This window comes from Pseudomonas putida, assembly GCA_041879295.1.
In the GTDB taxonomy this organism is placed as follows: Bacteria; Pseudomonadota; Gammaproteobacteria; order Pseudomonadales; family Pseudomonadaceae; genus Aquipseudomonas; species Aquipseudomonas putida_Y.
Genome location: CP047152.1, coordinates 2,755,751 through 2,771,170 on the forward strand (window position 1 = coordinate 2,755,751; position 15,420 = coordinate 2,771,170).

Here is a 15,420-nt window from a genome sequence, read left to right on the forward strand (position 1 = left end):
AGGTGGGACGAAGCATGCCATTTTAGTCAGCTACCGCTTGATTGGCATCATTGATAAGGTTATCTCAACCAAGAGAGGAGCCTTCTCATGAAAAAGATTTTGGGTATTCACCGCAGCCCTCACGCCCATTGGGTGGGTGATGGTTTTCCGGTGCGCAGCCTGTTCACCTACGACAACCTGGCCAGCCGGATAAGCCCGTTCCTGCTCCTGGACTACGCCGGTCCGCATGATTTCGCCCCGACCCAGGCCCGACGCGGTGTAGGCCAGCATCCGCATCGCGGCTTCGAGACGGTGACCATCGTCTACCAGGGTGAACTGGAGCACCGTGACTCTTCCGGTGCTGGCGGCTTGATCGGCCCTGGTGACGTGCAGTGGATGACGGCTGCCAACGGCATCATCCATGAAGAGTTTCATTCTCCCGGCTTTGCCCGCAGTGGTGGCACATTGGAAATGGTCCAGTTGTGGGTGAACCTGCCGGCGCGGGACAAGCGTGCAGCGGCCGCCTACCAGACGCTGCTGGCCGGCGAAATTCCGGTGGTAGCGATGGACGGTGATGCCGGGAGCTTGCGGGTGATTGCTGGTGACTACCATGGGCACCAGGGGCCGGCGCGGACCTTCACGGCGATGGATGTGTGGGATTTGCGGCTCAACGCCGGCGCGACCCTGCAGTTGCCGGTTGCTGCCGGTCGCAATGCGGCGCTGGTGGTGTTGCGTGGTAACGTTCGAATCAATAGCGAGCGCGAAGCAGGCCCGTCCAGCCTGGTGCTGCTCGACCGGGAGGGTGTAGACGTAGCCGTCGAGGCGCTGGACGGCGCCAGTGTGCTGCTGCTCAGCGGTGAGCCAATCGATGAGCCGATTGTCGGCTACGGCCCGTTCGTGATGAACAGTCAGGCGGAGATTGCCGAGTCGTTCGATGATTTCCATGCCGGGCGGTTTGGGCAGATGCAGGATGAGAGGGGAGGTGCCGCGCACTGATCCTGTTGATTGGGTGGCCTGCCCCGGCCCTTTCGCTGGCAGGCCATCTCCCCAGCGACCCGGCTGGATCCTGGCCAATGCGGTGTCGTCCGAGACCACTCGTCGTCAAGTCTGCAATTGCATTCGAACATACGGCGCACGCAGAGAATCTTCCACTAAGGTGCTAAAGGATTCCTCGCAAGCTCATTGCCCGGGCGCATGGAAAGCTGGCCGAGCATGTGCAATATCAATTGGCGCCCCGCCCGACAAAGGCGTACTCCCAAACAACAGGCCATCCCGCAGAGAGGGTCGTACCATGTCGTTGATAGGCGTTTCGATACTAGAAATGCGGCAAATGATCGAGCAGGCCTGCTTGCCAGATCGCTGTGAAGTCAGCTGCCCGGACGGCGTCAACCTGACCATCCGCCTGGGTCAGGGCCAGGATCTCGATCAAGGGGTGACCCTCAGTGGGGTCGCCCTGCAAGATCTCAACAGTTGCCGTGATCTGGTCAACCTGGTGGAGCAGCTGCATGCGCTGCGTGACAGCCACCCGACGTCACTCAAGGCCATTGCCTGAGCGCACCTGTCGTGCCCGGGGCAGCCCAGGCTGGCCCGGGCTCTTGCATTCTGGCTGCTGATTAGAGCGCGCAGATATCAGCGCTGGCAGCCTCAGCGCCGCCCCGGTTGCCGCTGTTCGGCTTATTGCAGTTCCAGCAACAGGTTCAGGCCACCGTCTCCGCACTTACCCTTGTCACGGACCACGCCATGGTAACTCCGTCCATCCCAGACGAAGGCCACACTGTGAGCGCGGTCGATCTTGTCGGGCAATGGGGGGCAAATGTGCAAGCGCAGCCCTGGGAGGCCTTGCAGGTTGAGGGTGGCCAGCTGGCATTGGCATTCCACACTTTGCGCCACGGGGCCGAACAGGGTGTCGCGTACGTAATCGAGCTGCAGCGAGGCATTGGGGGCGCGGCCAGGCATCTTCATCGGTACATGGCTCCGGTGCAGCGGCTCGAAGAACCAGGCAGGTTTGGCATGGCAGGCTCCAGACAAAAGTAGGCGGCTTATCATTCGAAGCTTGCCTGGCCAAGATGTTCAATGTGTTTCATGTGGGTTCATCTTGTTTTGCGCTGGGCGGCAGAGGACTGACCCTGTTCAGGCACCCGCCTTGCGCAAGGTCAGGTTGATCCGCCGTTCACCCAGGCGCGGATGGACACCGGGCTTGATCGGTAGCACGCCGTGGAAGCGCAAGCGGTCTTCGCCGCCCCAGACCAGCACATCGCCGTGGCTCAGTGCAATGCGCTGAGCCTTGTCGGCACGCTGCAGGCCGCCAAACAGGAACACGGCTGGCAAACCCAGCGACACCGACACGATCGGCTGGCCGAAATCCTGCTCGTCGCGGTCCTGGTGCAGGCTCAAGCGTGTGCCTGGCAGGTAATGGTTGACCAGGCAGGCATCCGGCACGAAACCGTCAAACCCGGCCATGGCTGCCGCGCGGGAGGCCAACGCGAGCAGAACCGGGGGCAGGGCGGGCCAGGGCTGGCCACTGAGTGGGTCGTTGGGGCTGTATCGGTAGCCGTGTTGATCACTCACCCAACCCAACGTACCGCAGTTGGTCAGCCCTACTGCCATGCGCAGGCCTCCTGGTGTGTACATGTGCCGGAACGGCGCGGCACGCAACACCGGACGCAGGGCATCGAGCAGCGCCTCGGTTTCGGCCAGGGCAAAGCCAGGCAGCAGCACGGTATGGCTGGCCAGGGGTTGCGGCTGGGGGCCGAACAGGTCGAGGTCGGACTGGATCATGCGGCTGCACATCTTCGATCGGTTTGCCATTGTACCTCGACAGATACAACCCAAGGGCTTGCACATGCTGACCGGATCGAAACATTGCAGAGGGCGGGACAACAGAAAAAGGAACCGCGGCACCAGGGAGAGGAGCACCGCGGTTCAAGGGGGAGCGGTTTACTGCTGGGTCACAGTGGCCAGGTTCGCGTTGCCCAGCTGGGTGATGGTGGCGGATTGGGCGACACCGCTCTGGTCGACGAACGCCATGTTGCCTTGGCCTCCCTGGGTCACGTAGGCGACGTTGATGTTGTCAGTCTGTTTGATGGTGGCTTCGTTGCCGCTTCCGTAAAGTTGGTTGGTGTAGCTCTGGTTGCTATAGCCGGACTGGTCGAGGGTGATGGTATTGCCGGTGCCCTGGCTGCTGCCGTAGGCATAGTTGTCGGTACCACGCTGGTCGGCGATCAGAATGTTGTCAGTGCCGTTCTGTTCGAAGTACAGCTCGTTGCTGACGTCATCCTGCTTGGTCGACATCTGGTTGCCTTTACCCGTCTGAGTCAGCGTGGCCAGCTGGTCAGCGCCCTTCTGGGTCAGATTGACGCCGTTGCCATTGCCGGTCTGGTTGATGGTGGCGTTCTGGTTGGTACCGAACTGGCCACCCATCTTGGCGCCTTTCCAGTTACTGGCGGTGATGCTGTTGCCATTGCCTTGGGTGTTGATGGTGAGGTTGAGGTTTTCACCATTCTGATAGGTGAAATGCAGGTTGTTGTTGCCGGTCTGGGTGATGGTGGTGTTTGCATTGTTGGTCTCGAACTGGTCCGACCAACTGGCGTTGGCGTTGCCTTGCTGCGACAGGCTGACCTTGTTGCTGACGCCGAAGCTCTGGTCGATATAGCCTTCGTTCAGCTGGCCGGTCTGGACCACGGAGGCCTGGCTACCCACCTGAGTGTCCTGCCACACTTCCACCGAGTTGCCGCCTCCGTACTGTCCAATGGCAATGGTGCCACCGGTGCCTTCACGCTGGTCGCCATAGGCCCAGTTGTCGTGGCCATCCTGGTAGATCTGGATATCGCCACCGACATGGTTCAGGTGCTCGGTGGTGGCGAAGTTGTCATGGCCAGTCTGGTTGACGGTGCTGCGATTGTTGCTGCCACCGAAGGTCTGCTCGATGAACGCCTCATTGCGCTGGCCGGATTGCCAGCTGGTGGCTTTGCTGCCTTCCTGGCTGTCCTGCCACACGGTGGATCTATTGCCGACGCCTTGCTGGGTTTGCAGCGATTCGTTGTTCGACCCTATCGACTGGCTGGCGAAGGCATCGTTGTAGCTGCCTGCGGCCTGCTGGGTGATCTGGCTGCCGTTCTCGAACAGTTGCTCAGCGTAGCCGGCGTTGTACTGGCCGGTGGCGCTCTGTTGAATATCGCTGGTGCTTTCGGCCTGCACGGCGAGGTGATTGTGGCCCTTGCCAGTCTGGGTCTGGGTGGCGGAGGCGAAGGATGCCTGGCTCTGAGAGACTTCGGCGATGTTTTCCTTGCCGTCCTGGGTCTGGGACGAGGTGCTGTCAGCAGCCATGGCCTGACCTGCGAGGGCCAGGACGATAGCGGCACTTAACGGAGCGAGCTTGTACATGTGGTGCCTCCAGGTCTATCGGTATTGGGTGATCTGAACATGCTGGCCATTGCCAGCCTGGGTCACGGAGCTGTTGAGCCCCGAGCCGGACTGCACGATGCTGGCGCTGTTGTCGTTGCCGATCTGCTCGATGGCGGCGCTGTTGCTGCTGCCGCTCTGGCGAATCGACGCGCTGTTGCCATTTCCCTGTTGGCTGATGATGGCCATCAGGTCACTGCCTTCCTGCAAGATGTACGCTTCCTGGGCACCGCCAGACTGGACGATACGGCCCAGCAGGGCCTGACCGTTCTGGTCGAGGGCGGCGCGGTTGCCTGACCCTTGTTGCTCGATCACCGCAGCCTGACCGGCACCGGCCGGCAGCAGGCGGATGATCACTGGTTCACCGAGGTCGTTGCCGGGTGCGAGGTCGGCATTGTCCATCAGGTCCTCTGCCCAGCAGGCCTGGCCCACCAGGGCCAGGCAGAGCAACAGGGAGTACAGCCGTTTCATCGAAGCCTCCGGCTTTTACTGCACGATTACGTTGACGGTGCGTGTGGTGCCTTGGCTGGTGGTGATCGTCGCCGTCGGTGCCGCAGTCGGGATGATCGTGGTGCTATTGCTGACCACCAGGCGCCAGCGGCCGGTCAGCGCTACCGTGGCCGTACCCAAGGTCTGGACACCGGTAGTAGTGGTTACCTGCACGGTCACGGTATTGCCGGTAGTCACCGAGGAGGTGCCACTGATGTCCCAGTTGTAACGGTTGTTGGAGCGCGCCGTGACTGTGGCTGTCGTGACGGCGAAGGTTTCAGCGGCAGGCCGAGGCGACACGTTGACGGTGACCGTACCTGGGGTGGACAGCCCCCCCAGCGAGTCACGTGCCTGGTAGGTGAAGGTGGTGGTGAAGGCTGTGGTTACAGTGGCCGGTGGGGTATAGGTTACGGTCGTGCCGTCGGTGCTGACCGTGCCGCGGCCGGCGGCCGGCTGGGTGATGTTGGTCACGCTCAGCGGCACGTTGCCTTCTGGATCGGTGTCGTTGGCCAGCACGTTGATGGTCAATGGCACGCCCAGGGTGGCGACGGTCTCCGGGTTGGCAGTCGGTGCCTGGTTAGGCGCTACGTTGATGGTGACGGTGGCCGGTTCCGACTTCAGGCCCTTGGCATCCATCGCCCGGTAGCTGAAGGTGGCTACCAGCGGTTGTGTGGCCCCGCTCGGCGGCGTGTAGGTCACCGAGGTGGTGCCGTTCATCACGACGCCGCCAAGGCCGGTCCCGGGTTGGGTCAGGTCGCTGATGGTCAGCGGCACGTCGCCATCCGGGTCGCTGTCGTTCAGCAGCAGGTTGAGTGTGATCGGTACACCGACACTGGTGTTGCCGATGTCGGCCTGGGCCAGCGGTGGCTGGTTGGCGGCCTCGACCGGGGCGTTGCCAACCACGATCACCGGCTCCACATCACTACCGCCGCGGGCAGACTTGACCGTAACGGTGGCGGGCGGTTGCGCCAGGTCGTTGACCGTGATGCTTTGCAGCGTGCCCGATTTCGACATGCGGCCGTAGCCTTGGGCGAGCAGGTCGGGGACCGCTACTTCGTCGCTGGAGCTGGCCTCGATCAACAGGCGTTTGTTGGCCCAGTCATAGCGTGCGGTGCTGACTTTGACCACGTCGCTCAGCTTGCTCGAGAGCGCAGTCGGCTGGGTGCCGCCGACTGCGTTGCTGGCGGTGACAACCACCACCTCTGGCGGCGCCGACTGGTTGAACTGCTGGCTGAAGAACAAACCGTTGTTGTCCGAAGTCAGGGTGAACTGACAAGGCGAAGGCGGCGTGCCGATCAGTGCCAGGCCATTGCGCATACACAGGCTGGCCTCATTCGGGGCCTTGGCGAACACTTCCACGCGGGTGCCGCTGCCGTTGCGCGAGTACGTGGCGCGCTCCAGGGTGACCGGGGTTTGTGCCCGCTGGTCCAGCACCTTGCCAGACACTGTGAACGTGTTGGTCTGAATGGTGCCAGCGGGCCCTTCGATGCGCACGAAGTTGGTATTGAAGGGGCTACCGGTTACCGCTTCGGTGATATTGGGGTCGCCGATGTAGGTTTCGGTGGTACCAGTGTCAGGGTTGACCTCTGTATACGGCCCGCCAACCCCCTTCAGCCAAGGGCCGATCGCACCCTCCAGCGCCCCCTGGAAGTTGCCCGGAGCGCCAATGCCTATGTCCCGCGTGATGTTGATCGCGCGACGTCCTGCCGTGGTGACGTTGACCGTCTCCACCCCGTAAGGGTGCGTGATGGTGTAGGTGCCGGTGCGTGGGACCGAAGCGCGGATACGGATGCGCGCGAAACTCTGCTGATCACCGTCTACCGGGTTTTCAGCAGCGAAGGCTGCCTCAATACCGGCAACGTAGACCTCCAGCTCATAACCGCTGTTACCTGCTTGTGGTATCGAGGTTTCGGCCAGGAACCAGAACATCTCCGGTGGCCAGTTATCTGGAAATACCAGCGGCAGGGCATCGTCATAGACACCGGGCTCGGGCAACAAGGTGCACATGTAGGCCGGCGCCCCTGGCGCGCCTGGCGCACGGGTGCTGGTGGCACGTGACTGGCACAGCTCCAGGGATTGGTCGAGGCTGTCCTTGTACCACATCGGATAGCCACCTGTGGCGAAGGTGTAGGGCCCCGGGTCGACATCAGACAGCGCGGCGAATGCGGCGCTGGTAACGGTAAGAGAGAAACCGGCGGCCAACAGCGCACGGCGCGACCAAGTGTTCATGCTGCCTCCTTGAAGGCTGAGCCTTTGTCTGTTCATGGCACCAGCACCACGTCTTCGGTGTCGCTACCACCGTTGGCGCTGGTGACCTGCACCTTGGCTGGCGGAATGGGCGAGAGGGTCATGCTCAACGTCTTCACGGCGCCGGTACCGCCCAGGTTGCCGATCAACGTGCCGTTGCCGGTATGTGCGGTAAGTACTGGAGGTGTGGTTTCGTCACTGGTGCTGGCCACCAGGGTCAGCTCGCCAGTGGACAAGCGGTACTGGGCCTGCGTGATGGTGACCAGGTCGGTCAGTGGCAGGTCAGTAGTGGCCAGGCTGCTGGTTGGGACGGCCACGCTGTTGTCAGCGGACAGTGTGACGATGGTTCCGGCCGCCGGGTTGAGGGCTGACTGGCCGTACCAGGCGCCAGTGCCATCGGCTTCGGTAAGGTTCAGGTTGGGTGTTTGACTGGTCAGGGTGACAGTTGCCGGAGGTGGCGGGGCCATTACGAAGATGTCTTGCTGGGCGATCAGGTCGCCGTTCTCGGTATGGCGTGAGTAAGTGCTGCGTTGTGGCATCAGCGGGGTTGGCAGGGCCACTTCGGAAAGCTTGCCGGAGACAGCGAACAGCTCGGTGCGCAGGTCGATGCCACCAGGGCCTTCGATGCGTACGTAGTTGGTGTTGAATGGGCTGCCGGTGACCTGCTCTTCCAGGTTCGGGTCGCCGATGAAGCGCTCGTTGCCTTCGGTGTAGGGGCCGTTGACACTGCGCAGGAACGGCCCGACATCGCCCTTGAGTGCGCCGGTGAAGTCGCCTGCGCCGGCGATGCCGATGTCGCGGGTCATGTTGATCGCACGGCGTCCTGCAGCGGGTACATCGAACACTTCAACCCCGTAGGGGTGGGTGACCACGTAGGTGCCCGCGGTGGGTACGTCGACCCGGATACGGACCCGCGCGAAGCTGACCTGGTCACCCTCGACAGGCTCCTCGGCGGCGAATGCCGCTTCGATCGCGGTGCCGTAGCTGAGGTCGATGCCACGGGCGGCGTCGACGATTGCAGCGTCGGCAGTGAACCAGAACGCTTCGTCAGGGAAGTTGGTGGGGAAGACGATGGGTTGGGTATCGTCGAACACACCAGGCGTGGGCAGCAGCGTGCACATGTATGAAGGTGCGCCGGGCGCGCCGGCGACCCGGGAGCTGACCGCCTTGGTCAGGCACAGGTCGAGGGTACGACCGTGGCTGTCCTGGTACCAGGCGGGGAAGCCACCGTTGGCAGGAACGTAAGCGCCTGGGTCGACAGCGTTCAAGGCGGCCTGCGCCGGGAGCTGGAGCATGCCGGCGAAAATCGCCACTGCCAGCGGGTGGGGTATCGGTCGGTGCATGAGTCAATTCCTCCTGCAAACGGGCCCATGGACTTGGGGCGTCTGGGAGGAGATCGGCAAGAGCTGTGCCAATATCTGAAAGTTGCGCTGCAGGCCTTGGGGGGCAAGGGGGCGAGCCTATCCGCGGGGGATTTTGCAAGCCGCTGGCGGTGGGCAGCGTTCCCCCAAGGTTGGGGATTGGGGGCCGGTAATTTCAACCCGGTTTTCGATGCAGAGCCGAGTTCTGAATGCAGTCAGGATCAGGCAGTAGGCGCGGCCGGTTATTCTTGCGATCTGGAGCCTTGTGGTTTGCGTGACTTTTTCTCCGGCCGCTTGCCGGGCTTGAGCTGCCAGCGGTCGGCGTTGGCGAGCAGGCGTGCCTGGATTGCGGGTGGGTAGTCGCTCAGGGTTGTCACGGGTGGGACTGGCTTGCCGGGCAGGCCGGCCTCGCGGATGACCTTCGGCCAGCGCGGTCGCCAGCACAGCAGCAGGCTGAGCCAGTGGCCGGTGCCGATGATGACGAAGGCGGGCCAGACAAACAGCAGCGCAATTTTGAACAGCCAGCTGCTTTTGCGGAAGAAACGCCCAAGGCCTTCGAACTGGGCGCTGAATGCCTGGATGGGTGAGGGTAGCTGGGTGCTCAGGCGGGGGCGAGGGACGGCGTGTGGGCCTTCTTCCATGTAACGGCGGATGAATTCCCACTCATCACGCAGTTCGCTGCCGCCTTGGCCTTGTTTGCCCAGCAGGGCCATCTCCATGTGAGGCAGGCCGGTGCGGCTGGGGTGCCAGACCAGGCCTAGTCGCATGCCCATGCTGAGTGAGTCATCTTCTGGATATAAGCCAGTGCTCCCGGTTGTTTTCCAAGGGCATGTTCAGAGTTCCTTGGCATCAATGAGTGTGTGCCATTCACTGGCCGCCATTTGGCCCAGCACCTTCGTCTTGCCATCGTTGCCACGCGTGATGAACAGGGCGCTGGCATAGCTGTTCGATGTTGCGCTAGAAGGCGCTTTGAGCGCCTGCTCCAGTTGATCCATGCAGCCGCTGTGGCTGACCAGCACGAGGTTGTGGCCACTTCGCTTGAGGGCAAAGGCCTTTTCGGCAAAGTGGCTGTCACATTGATTAAGCCAGTCTCGTGTGGCGATGGTTTTACCGAACATGGCTTGTGCGGTCTGCCGGGTTCGCACCTCTGGGCTGGTCCAGACATCAGCTTCGCCCAAGCCAAGGTGTTGCAACCCGAGGCCTACATCGGTGGCCGCCTGCCTGCCCGCGACGGTGATCCCGCTGGGGTCGTTCAGGCACGCATCACTGGAGCGGTCGCAGCGTTCGGCATGGCGCAGTACGACAATCACCGAGCCTTTTGCCCAATCGGTATACAGCCCACTGTGCTGCAGGTGATGCGGATTGCCCAGGTTGGGGGTGGCCGCGCGCTGCTGGGCCCAGGCTGCCGCTACGCCGAGCAAGAGCAGCAGGCACAACACCACCCATTGCGCTGCTCCCCAAGGCCATCGGTGTATCGGCCCAAGCCGTGAAGCGGGGGAGTCGTCGATCAGGTCGTGCAGCATGTTTGCCACTCCAGTCAGTTTGCTCCATGCGAGAGCGTCGGCACTGTAGGCAGTGGAATGTCGGCAGAGGGTGAGGCGGGTGTGAAAAAAGCCTTTCGCTGATGGGTGTGCGGTGGAGGTCAAACCGGGTGAGAGGGTAAGAATGAAACCGGTTTCAAAACATTTCTGAACGCGCTAGATTATTCGGCTGTCTTCTTGATGGCCTATCAAGATCAACTCTTTATTGAAAATCAGATGGCGCTTATCAAGGCCACCCCAAAGCCGATGAGGATTCGCAATGCCTGAGCATGCCCCAGACAACCCGCGCAGGGATTTTCTGCGCAAGACCTTGACTCTGATCCCTGTCGTTACAGTGGCCAGTACAGGGCTTGGCGTGGGCGCCAGCCAACTGCTTGCGGCCCCGCAACCGCATCAGCAACCGAAAGTGCCGGCTACGCCGCCTGCGGGCAATTATCAACCGACATTCTTCAGCGCCGAAGAATGGGCTTTTCTACAAGCTGCCGTTTCCCGCATCATCCCGGCCGATGAGCTTGGCCCAGGGGCACTCGAAGCGGGCGCCGCCGAATTTATCGACAGGCAAATGAACACCCCCTACGCGACGGGCGCACAGTGGTACATGCAAGGGCCGTTCAACGCCGACGCCCCGCCCGAGCTGGGCTACCAGTTGCAGCTCAGCCCGCAACAAATCTACCGCCTGGGCATCGCTGCCGTGGACGGCTGGTGCAAAGCCAATGGCGGACAGGTTTTTGCTGCGCAAGATAGCGCTACCCAGGACCGCATTCTCAGTACGTTGGAGGCAGGAGAGGTGGTTTTCGAAACCGTTCCGGCCAAGGTGTTCTTCAGCCTGCTGGTGCAAAACACGCGCGAAGGGTTCTTCTGCGACCCGATTCATGGCGGCAATAAAGGCATGGTCGGCTGGACCCAGATCGGCTTCCCCGGCGCCCGCGCCGACTTCATGGACTGGGTCGAGCGCAACGAGCCTTACCCGTTCCCGGCTGTATCGATTCGTGGTGAGAGGGCCTGAGGCATGGCGACTGTGTTGAACAAAGTGGATGCGGTGATCGTCGGCTTCGGCTGGGCCGGTGCGATCATGGCCAAAGAGCTGACCGAGGCCGGGCTGCACGTGGTAGCCCTGGAGCGGGGGCCAATGCAGGATACCTACCCCGAAGGCAGCTACCCGCAGGTGATCGATGAGCTGACCTACAGCGTGCGCAAGAAGCTGTTCGTCGATGTGTCGAAAGAAACCGTCACTGTCCGCCATAGCGTGAATGATGTGGCATTGCCCAATCGCCAGCTGGGCGCATTCCTGCCGGGCAAGGGCGTGGGGGGCGCGGGCCTGCACTGGTCGGGTGTGCACTTCCGGGTCGACCCCGTCGAGTTGCGCCTGCGCAGCCACTATGAAGAGCGCTACGGGCGCACGTTCATTCCCGAAGGCATGACCATTCAGGACTTCGGCGTCAGTTATGAAGAACTGGAGCCCTATTTTGACTTTGCCGAAAAGGTCTTTGGCACTTCAGGCCAGGCCTGGACCGTCAGAGGCCAGGTGGTCGGTGAAGGGAAGGGCGGCAACCCCTATGCGCCGGACCGCTCCAACCCGTTCCCGCTGCCCGCGCAGAAGAACGTTGTATCGGCAAGGCTGTTCGAAAAGGCTGCCACCAGCCTGGGCTACAAACCCTACAACCTGCCGTCGGCCAACACCTCCGGGCCATACACCAACCCCTACGGGGCGCAGATGGGGCCGTGCAACTTCTGCGGTTTCTGCAGCGGTTACGTGTGCTACATGTACTCCAAGGCCTCGCCCAACGTGAACATCCTGCCGGCGCTGCGCCAGGTGCCCAACTTCGAGTTGCGGCCCAATGCCCATGTGCTGCGGGTGAACCTGGACGACCGCAAGCGCAAGGCTACCGGCGTGACCTACATCGATGCCCAGGGGCGCGAGGTGGAGCAACCGGCAGAGCTGGTGATTCTGGCGGCTTTCCAGTTCAACAACGTGCGTCTGATGCTGCTTTCCGGCATTGGCAAGCCTTACGACCCGGTGAAGAACGAAGGTGTGGTCGGGCGTAACTTCGCCTATCAGAACATGGGTACGGTAAAGGCGTTCTTCGACAAGGACACCTACACCAACAACTTCATCGGCGCGGGTGGCAATGGCATTGCCATCGACGATTTCAACGCCGACAACTTCGACCATGGCCCGCACGGCTTCGTCGGCGGTTCGCCAATGTGGGTGAACCAGGCCGGCAGCCGGCCGATTGCCGGCACCTCCAACCCGCCGGGCACGCCGGCCTGGGGCAGTGCCTGGAAGAAGGCCACGGCCGACTACTACACCCACCAGGTGTCGATGGATGCCCACGGCGCACACCAGTCCTACCGTGGCAATTACCTGGACCTGGACCCCACCTACCGCGATGCCTACGGCCAGCCGCTGCTGCGCATGACGTTCGACTGGCAGGAAAACGACATCAAGATGAACCAGTTCATGGTCGACAAGCTGAGCAAGATCGCCCAAGCGATGAACCCCAAGGCCATTGCCGTGCTGGGCAAGCAGGTCAAGGACCACTTCAACACCACCAGTTACCAGACCACCCACCTGAACGGCGGGGCAATCATGGGCACCGACCCCAAAACCAGTGCACTGAATCGCTACCTGCAAAGCTGGGACGTACACAACGTGTTCGTTCCGGGGGCTTCGGCGTTCCCGCAGGGGCTGGGTTACAACCCGACCGGGCTGGTGGCCGCGCTCACCTACTGGTCGGCCCGTGCCATCCGTGAGCAGTATCTGAAAAACCCCGGTCCGTTGGTCCAGGCTTGAGGAGCGATGAGCATGAAGACACTGTTGATCGCAACTCTGGTGCTGGGTGCCGGCGCGGCTTTGCAGGCCGCAGCGAATGACGATGCGCAGGTGCGCCTGGGCGAGTACCTGGCCCGCGCCGGTGACTGCGTGGCCTGCCATACCGCCAAAGGCGGCAAGCCCTTTGCCGGCGGGTTGCCGATGGAAACGCCGATTGGCACGGTGTACTCCACCAACATCACCCCGGCGGCCAGTGGCATCGGCCAGTACAGCTTCGAAGACTTCGACCAGGCCGTGCGCAGGGGTATCGCCAAGGACGGCAGTACGCTCTATCCGGCCATGCCATACCCGTCGTATGCGCGGGTCAGCGAGCAGGACATGCAGGCGCTGTACGCCTATTTCATGAAGGGCGTGGACCCAGTCGAGCAGGCGAACAAGGCCTCTGACATTCCCTGGCCGCTGAGCATGCGCTGGCCGCTGGCAATCTGGCGCGGCCTGTTCGCCCCAGAGGCCAAGCCCTGGCAGGCATTAGCTACAGCCGACCCTGTGGTGAACCGCGGGGCGTACCTGGTCGAGGGCCTTGGGCATTGTGGCGCTTGTCATACGCCGCGGGCACTGACCATGCAGGAAAAGGCCCTGAGCGCGGCCGATGGCGAGCAGTTTCTGGCCGGCAGCGCGCCGCTGGAAGGCTGGGTTGCCAAGAACCTGCGTGGCGATCACAAAGACGGCCTGGGCAGCTGGAGCGAAGCGCAGTTGGTGCAGTTTCTCAAGACTGGGCGCAGTGATCGCAGCGCCGTGTTCGGCGGCATGAGCGATGTGGTCGAGCACAGCATGCAGCACATGAGTGATGCCGACTTGACCGCTATCGCCCGCTATCTGAAAACCCTGCCGCCGAGCAATCCGGACGACCAGCCGCATGTGTACGACAAGCAGATAGCCGATGCGTTATGGAAGGGTGACGACAGCAAGCCTGGGGCGGCGGTGTACATCGACAACTGCGCGGCCTGCCACCGCACCGACGGGCAGGGCTACACCCGCGTGTTCCCGGCCTTGGCCGGCAACCCGGTGGTGCAGACTACGGATGCCACGTCGCTGATCCATGTGGTGCTTGCCGGTGGCACGGTACCGGCAACGCACACTGCGCCGTCGAACTTCACCATGCCGGCTTTCGGCTGGCGCCTGAGCGACCAGGAGGTTGCCGAGGTGGTGAATTTCATTCGCAGCAGTTGGGGTAACCAAGGCAGCGCCGTCACGGCCGGTGACGTGAAGTCGCTTCGCTGACGTGTTTTTCTGCGCCCTCGCCCGTAGGAGCGGTTTTAACCGCGAACACGGGCGAGGCCCGTGCTATCCCCTAACGTAATCAGATTCCAGGGTAAGCCCTATTCCACAGATATGAATCTATAACAATCAATGAGTTATGCAATATTATTAATGCGATTTAACATTTACGGTCTTCGTGCCCGACCAACGGCATGTTGACGAACCCGTGCATTTTTGCTGTATTGAAACCGGTTTCATCACTATTAAAACAATCATAAGGAAAACCCATGACCGACGCGCCTGCCCATACCCGCGAACGGGTCACCATCAGCGAAGTGGCGCGTGTTGCTGGCGTTTCCAAAGCCACCGTCTCCCGTTACATCGGTGGCGACCGCCAATTGCTGGCCGAAGCCACGGCCAAGCGGCTGGAAGAGGTCATCGAACGCCTCGGTTATCGCCCCAACCAGATGGCTCGCGGCCTCAAGCGCGGCCAGACGCGACTGATCGGCATGCTGGTGGCCGATATTCTCAACCCCTATTCAGTGGCCGTGATGCACGGCGTGGAAACCGCCTGCCGTCAGCATGGTTACAGCCTGGTGGTGTGCAACACCAACCGCGACGACGAGCAGGAGCGTCACCACCTGGTGGCCCTGCAGAGCTACAACGTCGAAGGGTTGATCGTGAACACGCTCGGTCACCACCCCGGCGAACTGCTCAACCTGCGGCGTGACATCCCCATGGTGCTGGTCGACCGCCAATTGCCCGAGCTGAATGTGGACCTTGTCGGCCTGGACAATGCCGACGCAGTCGAGCAAGCCCTTGACCACCTGCAGGCCCAAGGCTACCGCGACATCCTGGCGGTCAGCGAACCCCTCGATGGCACCAGTTCACGCCTGGAGCGGGTGCAGGCGTTCGGCGCGTCGATCAGCCGCCGGCCAGGCATGCGTCAGCAGGTACTTGAAATCAGCGCAGGGCTGCAGGGCCAGTTGGCTTCGTTTCTTGCCCACAGTGGCCATGGTCCGCAAGCCATCTTCACCTTCAACGGCGTTGCCACCTTGGCGGTGACCCGGGCCCTGCTCGAGGCCGGGCGCAACCTGGTTGCCGATGTCGGGTTGATTGCCCTCGACGACCTCGACTGGTACCCCTTGGTCGGCAAAGGCATCACCGCACTGGCCCAGCCCACCGAGCGCATCGGTGTGGCGGCATTCGAAAGCCTGCTCGGTCGCCTGCGCGGCGACAGCGGCGCAGCACGGCGTATCGACTTCAAGGCCAACCTGATCATCCGCGGTTCAACCCAACCCCAGTAAGAAACAGCAGGTTTGCGCCTGCTGCTGTTGATTAAAAAATGAAACCGGTTTCATAGGGACAA

At 62.1% G+C, this 15,420-nt stretch carries 13 protein-coding genes and 1 pseudogene; 6 read left to right on the top strand and 8 right to left on the bottom strand.

The genetic code is table 11. The annotated features are described in order from the left end of the window. The first annotated feature begins 87 nt into the window (after nucleotides 1-87). Nucleotides 88-975: a pirin family protein gene (locus tag GST84_12470; protein ID XGB13142.1), complete on the top strand. Its 888-nt coding sequence runs from the start codon at nucleotides 88-90 to the stop codon at nucleotides 973-975. A gap of 295 nt (nucleotides 976-1,270) precedes the next feature. Next, complete coding sequence (locus GST84_12475; GenBank protein ID XGB13143.1) at nucleotides 1,271-1,531, top strand: DUF1652 domain-containing protein; 261 nt, start codon at nucleotides 1,271-1,273, stop codon at nucleotides 1,529-1,531. Between the two features lie 122 nt (nucleotides 1,532-1,653). On the opposite strand, the gene GST84_12480 is transcribed toward GST84_12475, so the two are convergent. The 8 genes and pseudogenes from GST84_12480 to GST84_12515 form a co-directional block, all read right to left on the bottom strand. Further along, on the bottom strand, nucleotides 1,654-1,941 hold the full coding sequence (locus GST84_12480; protein XGB15758.1) for a hypothetical protein: 288 nt from the start codon (nucleotides 1,939-1,941) through the stop codon (nucleotides 1,654-1,656). 168 nt (nucleotides 1,942-2,109) lie between these two features. Beyond that, nucleotides 2,110-2,757: a DNA oxidative demethylase AlkB gene (gene alkB / locus GST84_12485; GenBank protein ID XGB13144.1), complete on the bottom strand. Its 648-nt coding sequence runs from the start codon at nucleotides 2,755-2,757 to the stop codon at nucleotides 2,110-2,112. A 159-nt stretch (nucleotides 2,758-2,916) separates the two neighbouring features. Next, entirely contained in the window at nucleotides 2,917-4,362 is a 1,446-nt protein-coding gene (locus tag GST84_12490; GenBank protein XGB13145.1) for a curlin, read from the bottom strand. Between the two features lie 15 nt (nucleotides 4,363-4,377). Next, a complete protein-coding gene (locus tag GST84_12495) occupies nucleotides 4,378-4,851 on the bottom strand; it encodes a curlin (protein ID XGB13146.1) in 474 nt (157 codons plus the stop codon). Between the two features lie 15 nt (nucleotides 4,852-4,866). Then, nucleotides 4,867-7,098: a hypothetical protein gene (locus GST84_12500; GenBank protein XGB13147.1), complete on the bottom strand. Its 2,232-nt coding sequence runs from the start codon at nucleotides 7,096-7,098 to the stop codon at nucleotides 4,867-4,869. A gap of 32 nt (nucleotides 7,099-7,130) precedes the next feature. Further along, the gene (locus GST84_12505) at nucleotides 7,131-8,459 is read right to left on the bottom strand and encodes a hypothetical protein (GenBank protein ID XGB13148.1); all 1,329 of its coding nucleotides are present in this window, start codon (nucleotides 8,457-8,459) and stop codon (nucleotides 7,131-7,133) included. Nucleotides 8,460-8,719: 260 nt separating this feature from the next. Then, a pseudogene (locus GST84_12510) lies at nucleotides 8,720-9,304 on the bottom strand (hypothetical protein). Between the two features lie 6 nt (nucleotides 9,305-9,310). Continuing rightward, nucleotides 9,311-10,000: a histidine phosphatase family protein gene (locus GST84_12515; protein ID XGB13149.1), complete on the bottom strand. Its 690-nt coding sequence runs from the start codon at nucleotides 9,998-10,000 to the stop codon at nucleotides 9,311-9,313. A 277-nt stretch (nucleotides 10,001-10,277) separates the two neighbouring features. On the opposite strand from GST84_12515, the gene GST84_12520 reads away from it, so the two are divergent. From GST84_12520 to GST84_12535, 4 genes are all read left to right on the top strand, one after another. Beyond that, entirely contained in the window at nucleotides 10,278-11,024 is a 747-nt protein-coding gene (locus tag GST84_12520; protein ID XGB13150.1) for a gluconate 2-dehydrogenase subunit 3 family protein, read from the top strand. A gap of 3 nt (nucleotides 11,025-11,027) precedes the next feature. Then, nucleotides 11,028-12,812 carry a GMC family oxidoreductase gene (locus GST84_12525; GenBank protein XGB13151.1) on the top strand — a complete coding sequence of 595 codons (1,785 nt, stop codon included), beginning with the start codon at nucleotides 11,028-11,030 and terminating at the stop codon, nucleotides 12,810-12,812. Nucleotides 12,813-12,824: 12 nt separating this feature from the next. Further along, on the top strand, nucleotides 12,825-14,072 hold the full coding sequence (locus GST84_12530) for a c-type cytochrome (protein XGB13152.1): 1,248 nt from the start codon (nucleotides 12,825-12,827) through the stop codon (nucleotides 14,070-14,072). Nucleotides 14,073-14,338: 266 nt separating this feature from the next. Beyond that, a complete protein-coding gene (locus GST84_12535) occupies nucleotides 14,339-15,358 on the top strand; it encodes a substrate-binding domain-containing protein (GenBank protein ID XGB13153.1) in 1,020 nt (339 codons plus the stop codon). Nucleotides 15,359-15,420 lie beyond the last annotated feature (62 nt).

Coding starts and splice junctions, on each gene's coding strand:
- GST84_12470 (XGB13142.1), top strand. CDS start 88: ATGAAAAAGATTTTGGGTATTCACCGCAGCCCTCACGCCCATTGGGTG.
- GST84_12475 (XGB13143.1), top strand. CDS start 1,271: ATGTCGTTGATAGGCGTTTCGATACTAGAAATGCGGCAAATGATCGAG.
- GST84_12480 (XGB15758.1), bottom strand. CDS start 1,941: ATGAAGATGCCTGGCCGCGCCCCCAATGCCTCGCTGCAGCTCGATTAC.
- alkB (XGB13144.1), bottom strand. CDS start 2,757: ATGATCCAGTCCGACCTCGACCTGTTCGGCCCCCAGCCGCAACCCCTG.
- GST84_12490 (XGB13145.1), bottom strand. CDS start 4,362: ATGTACAAGCTCGCTCCGTTAAGTGCCGCTATCGTCCTGGCCCTCGCA.
- GST84_12495 (XGB13146.1), bottom strand. CDS start 4,851: ATGAAACGGCTGTACTCCCTGTTGCTCTGCCTGGCCCTGGTGGGCCAG.
- GST84_12500 (XGB13147.1), bottom strand. CDS start 7,098: ATGAACACTTGGTCGCGCCGTGCGCTGTTGGCCGCCGGTTTCTCTCTT.
- GST84_12505 (XGB13148.1), bottom strand. CDS start 8,459: ATGCACCGACCGATACCCCACCCGCTGGCAGTGGCGATTTTCGCCGGC.
- GST84_12515 (XGB13149.1), bottom strand. CDS start 10,000: ATGCTGCACGACCTGATCGACGACTCCCCCGCTTCACGGCTTGGGCCG.
- GST84_12520 (XGB13150.1), top strand. CDS start 10,278: ATGCCTGAGCATGCCCCAGACAACCCGCGCAGGGATTTTCTGCGCAAG.
- GST84_12525 (XGB13151.1), top strand. CDS start 11,028: ATGGCGACTGTGTTGAACAAAGTGGATGCGGTGATCGTCGGCTTCGGC.
- GST84_12530 (XGB13152.1), top strand. CDS start 12,825: ATGAAGACACTGTTGATCGCAACTCTGGTGCTGGGTGCCGGCGCGGCT.
- GST84_12535 (XGB13153.1), top strand. CDS start 14,339: ATGACCGACGCGCCTGCCCATACCCGCGAACGGGTCACCATCAGCGAA.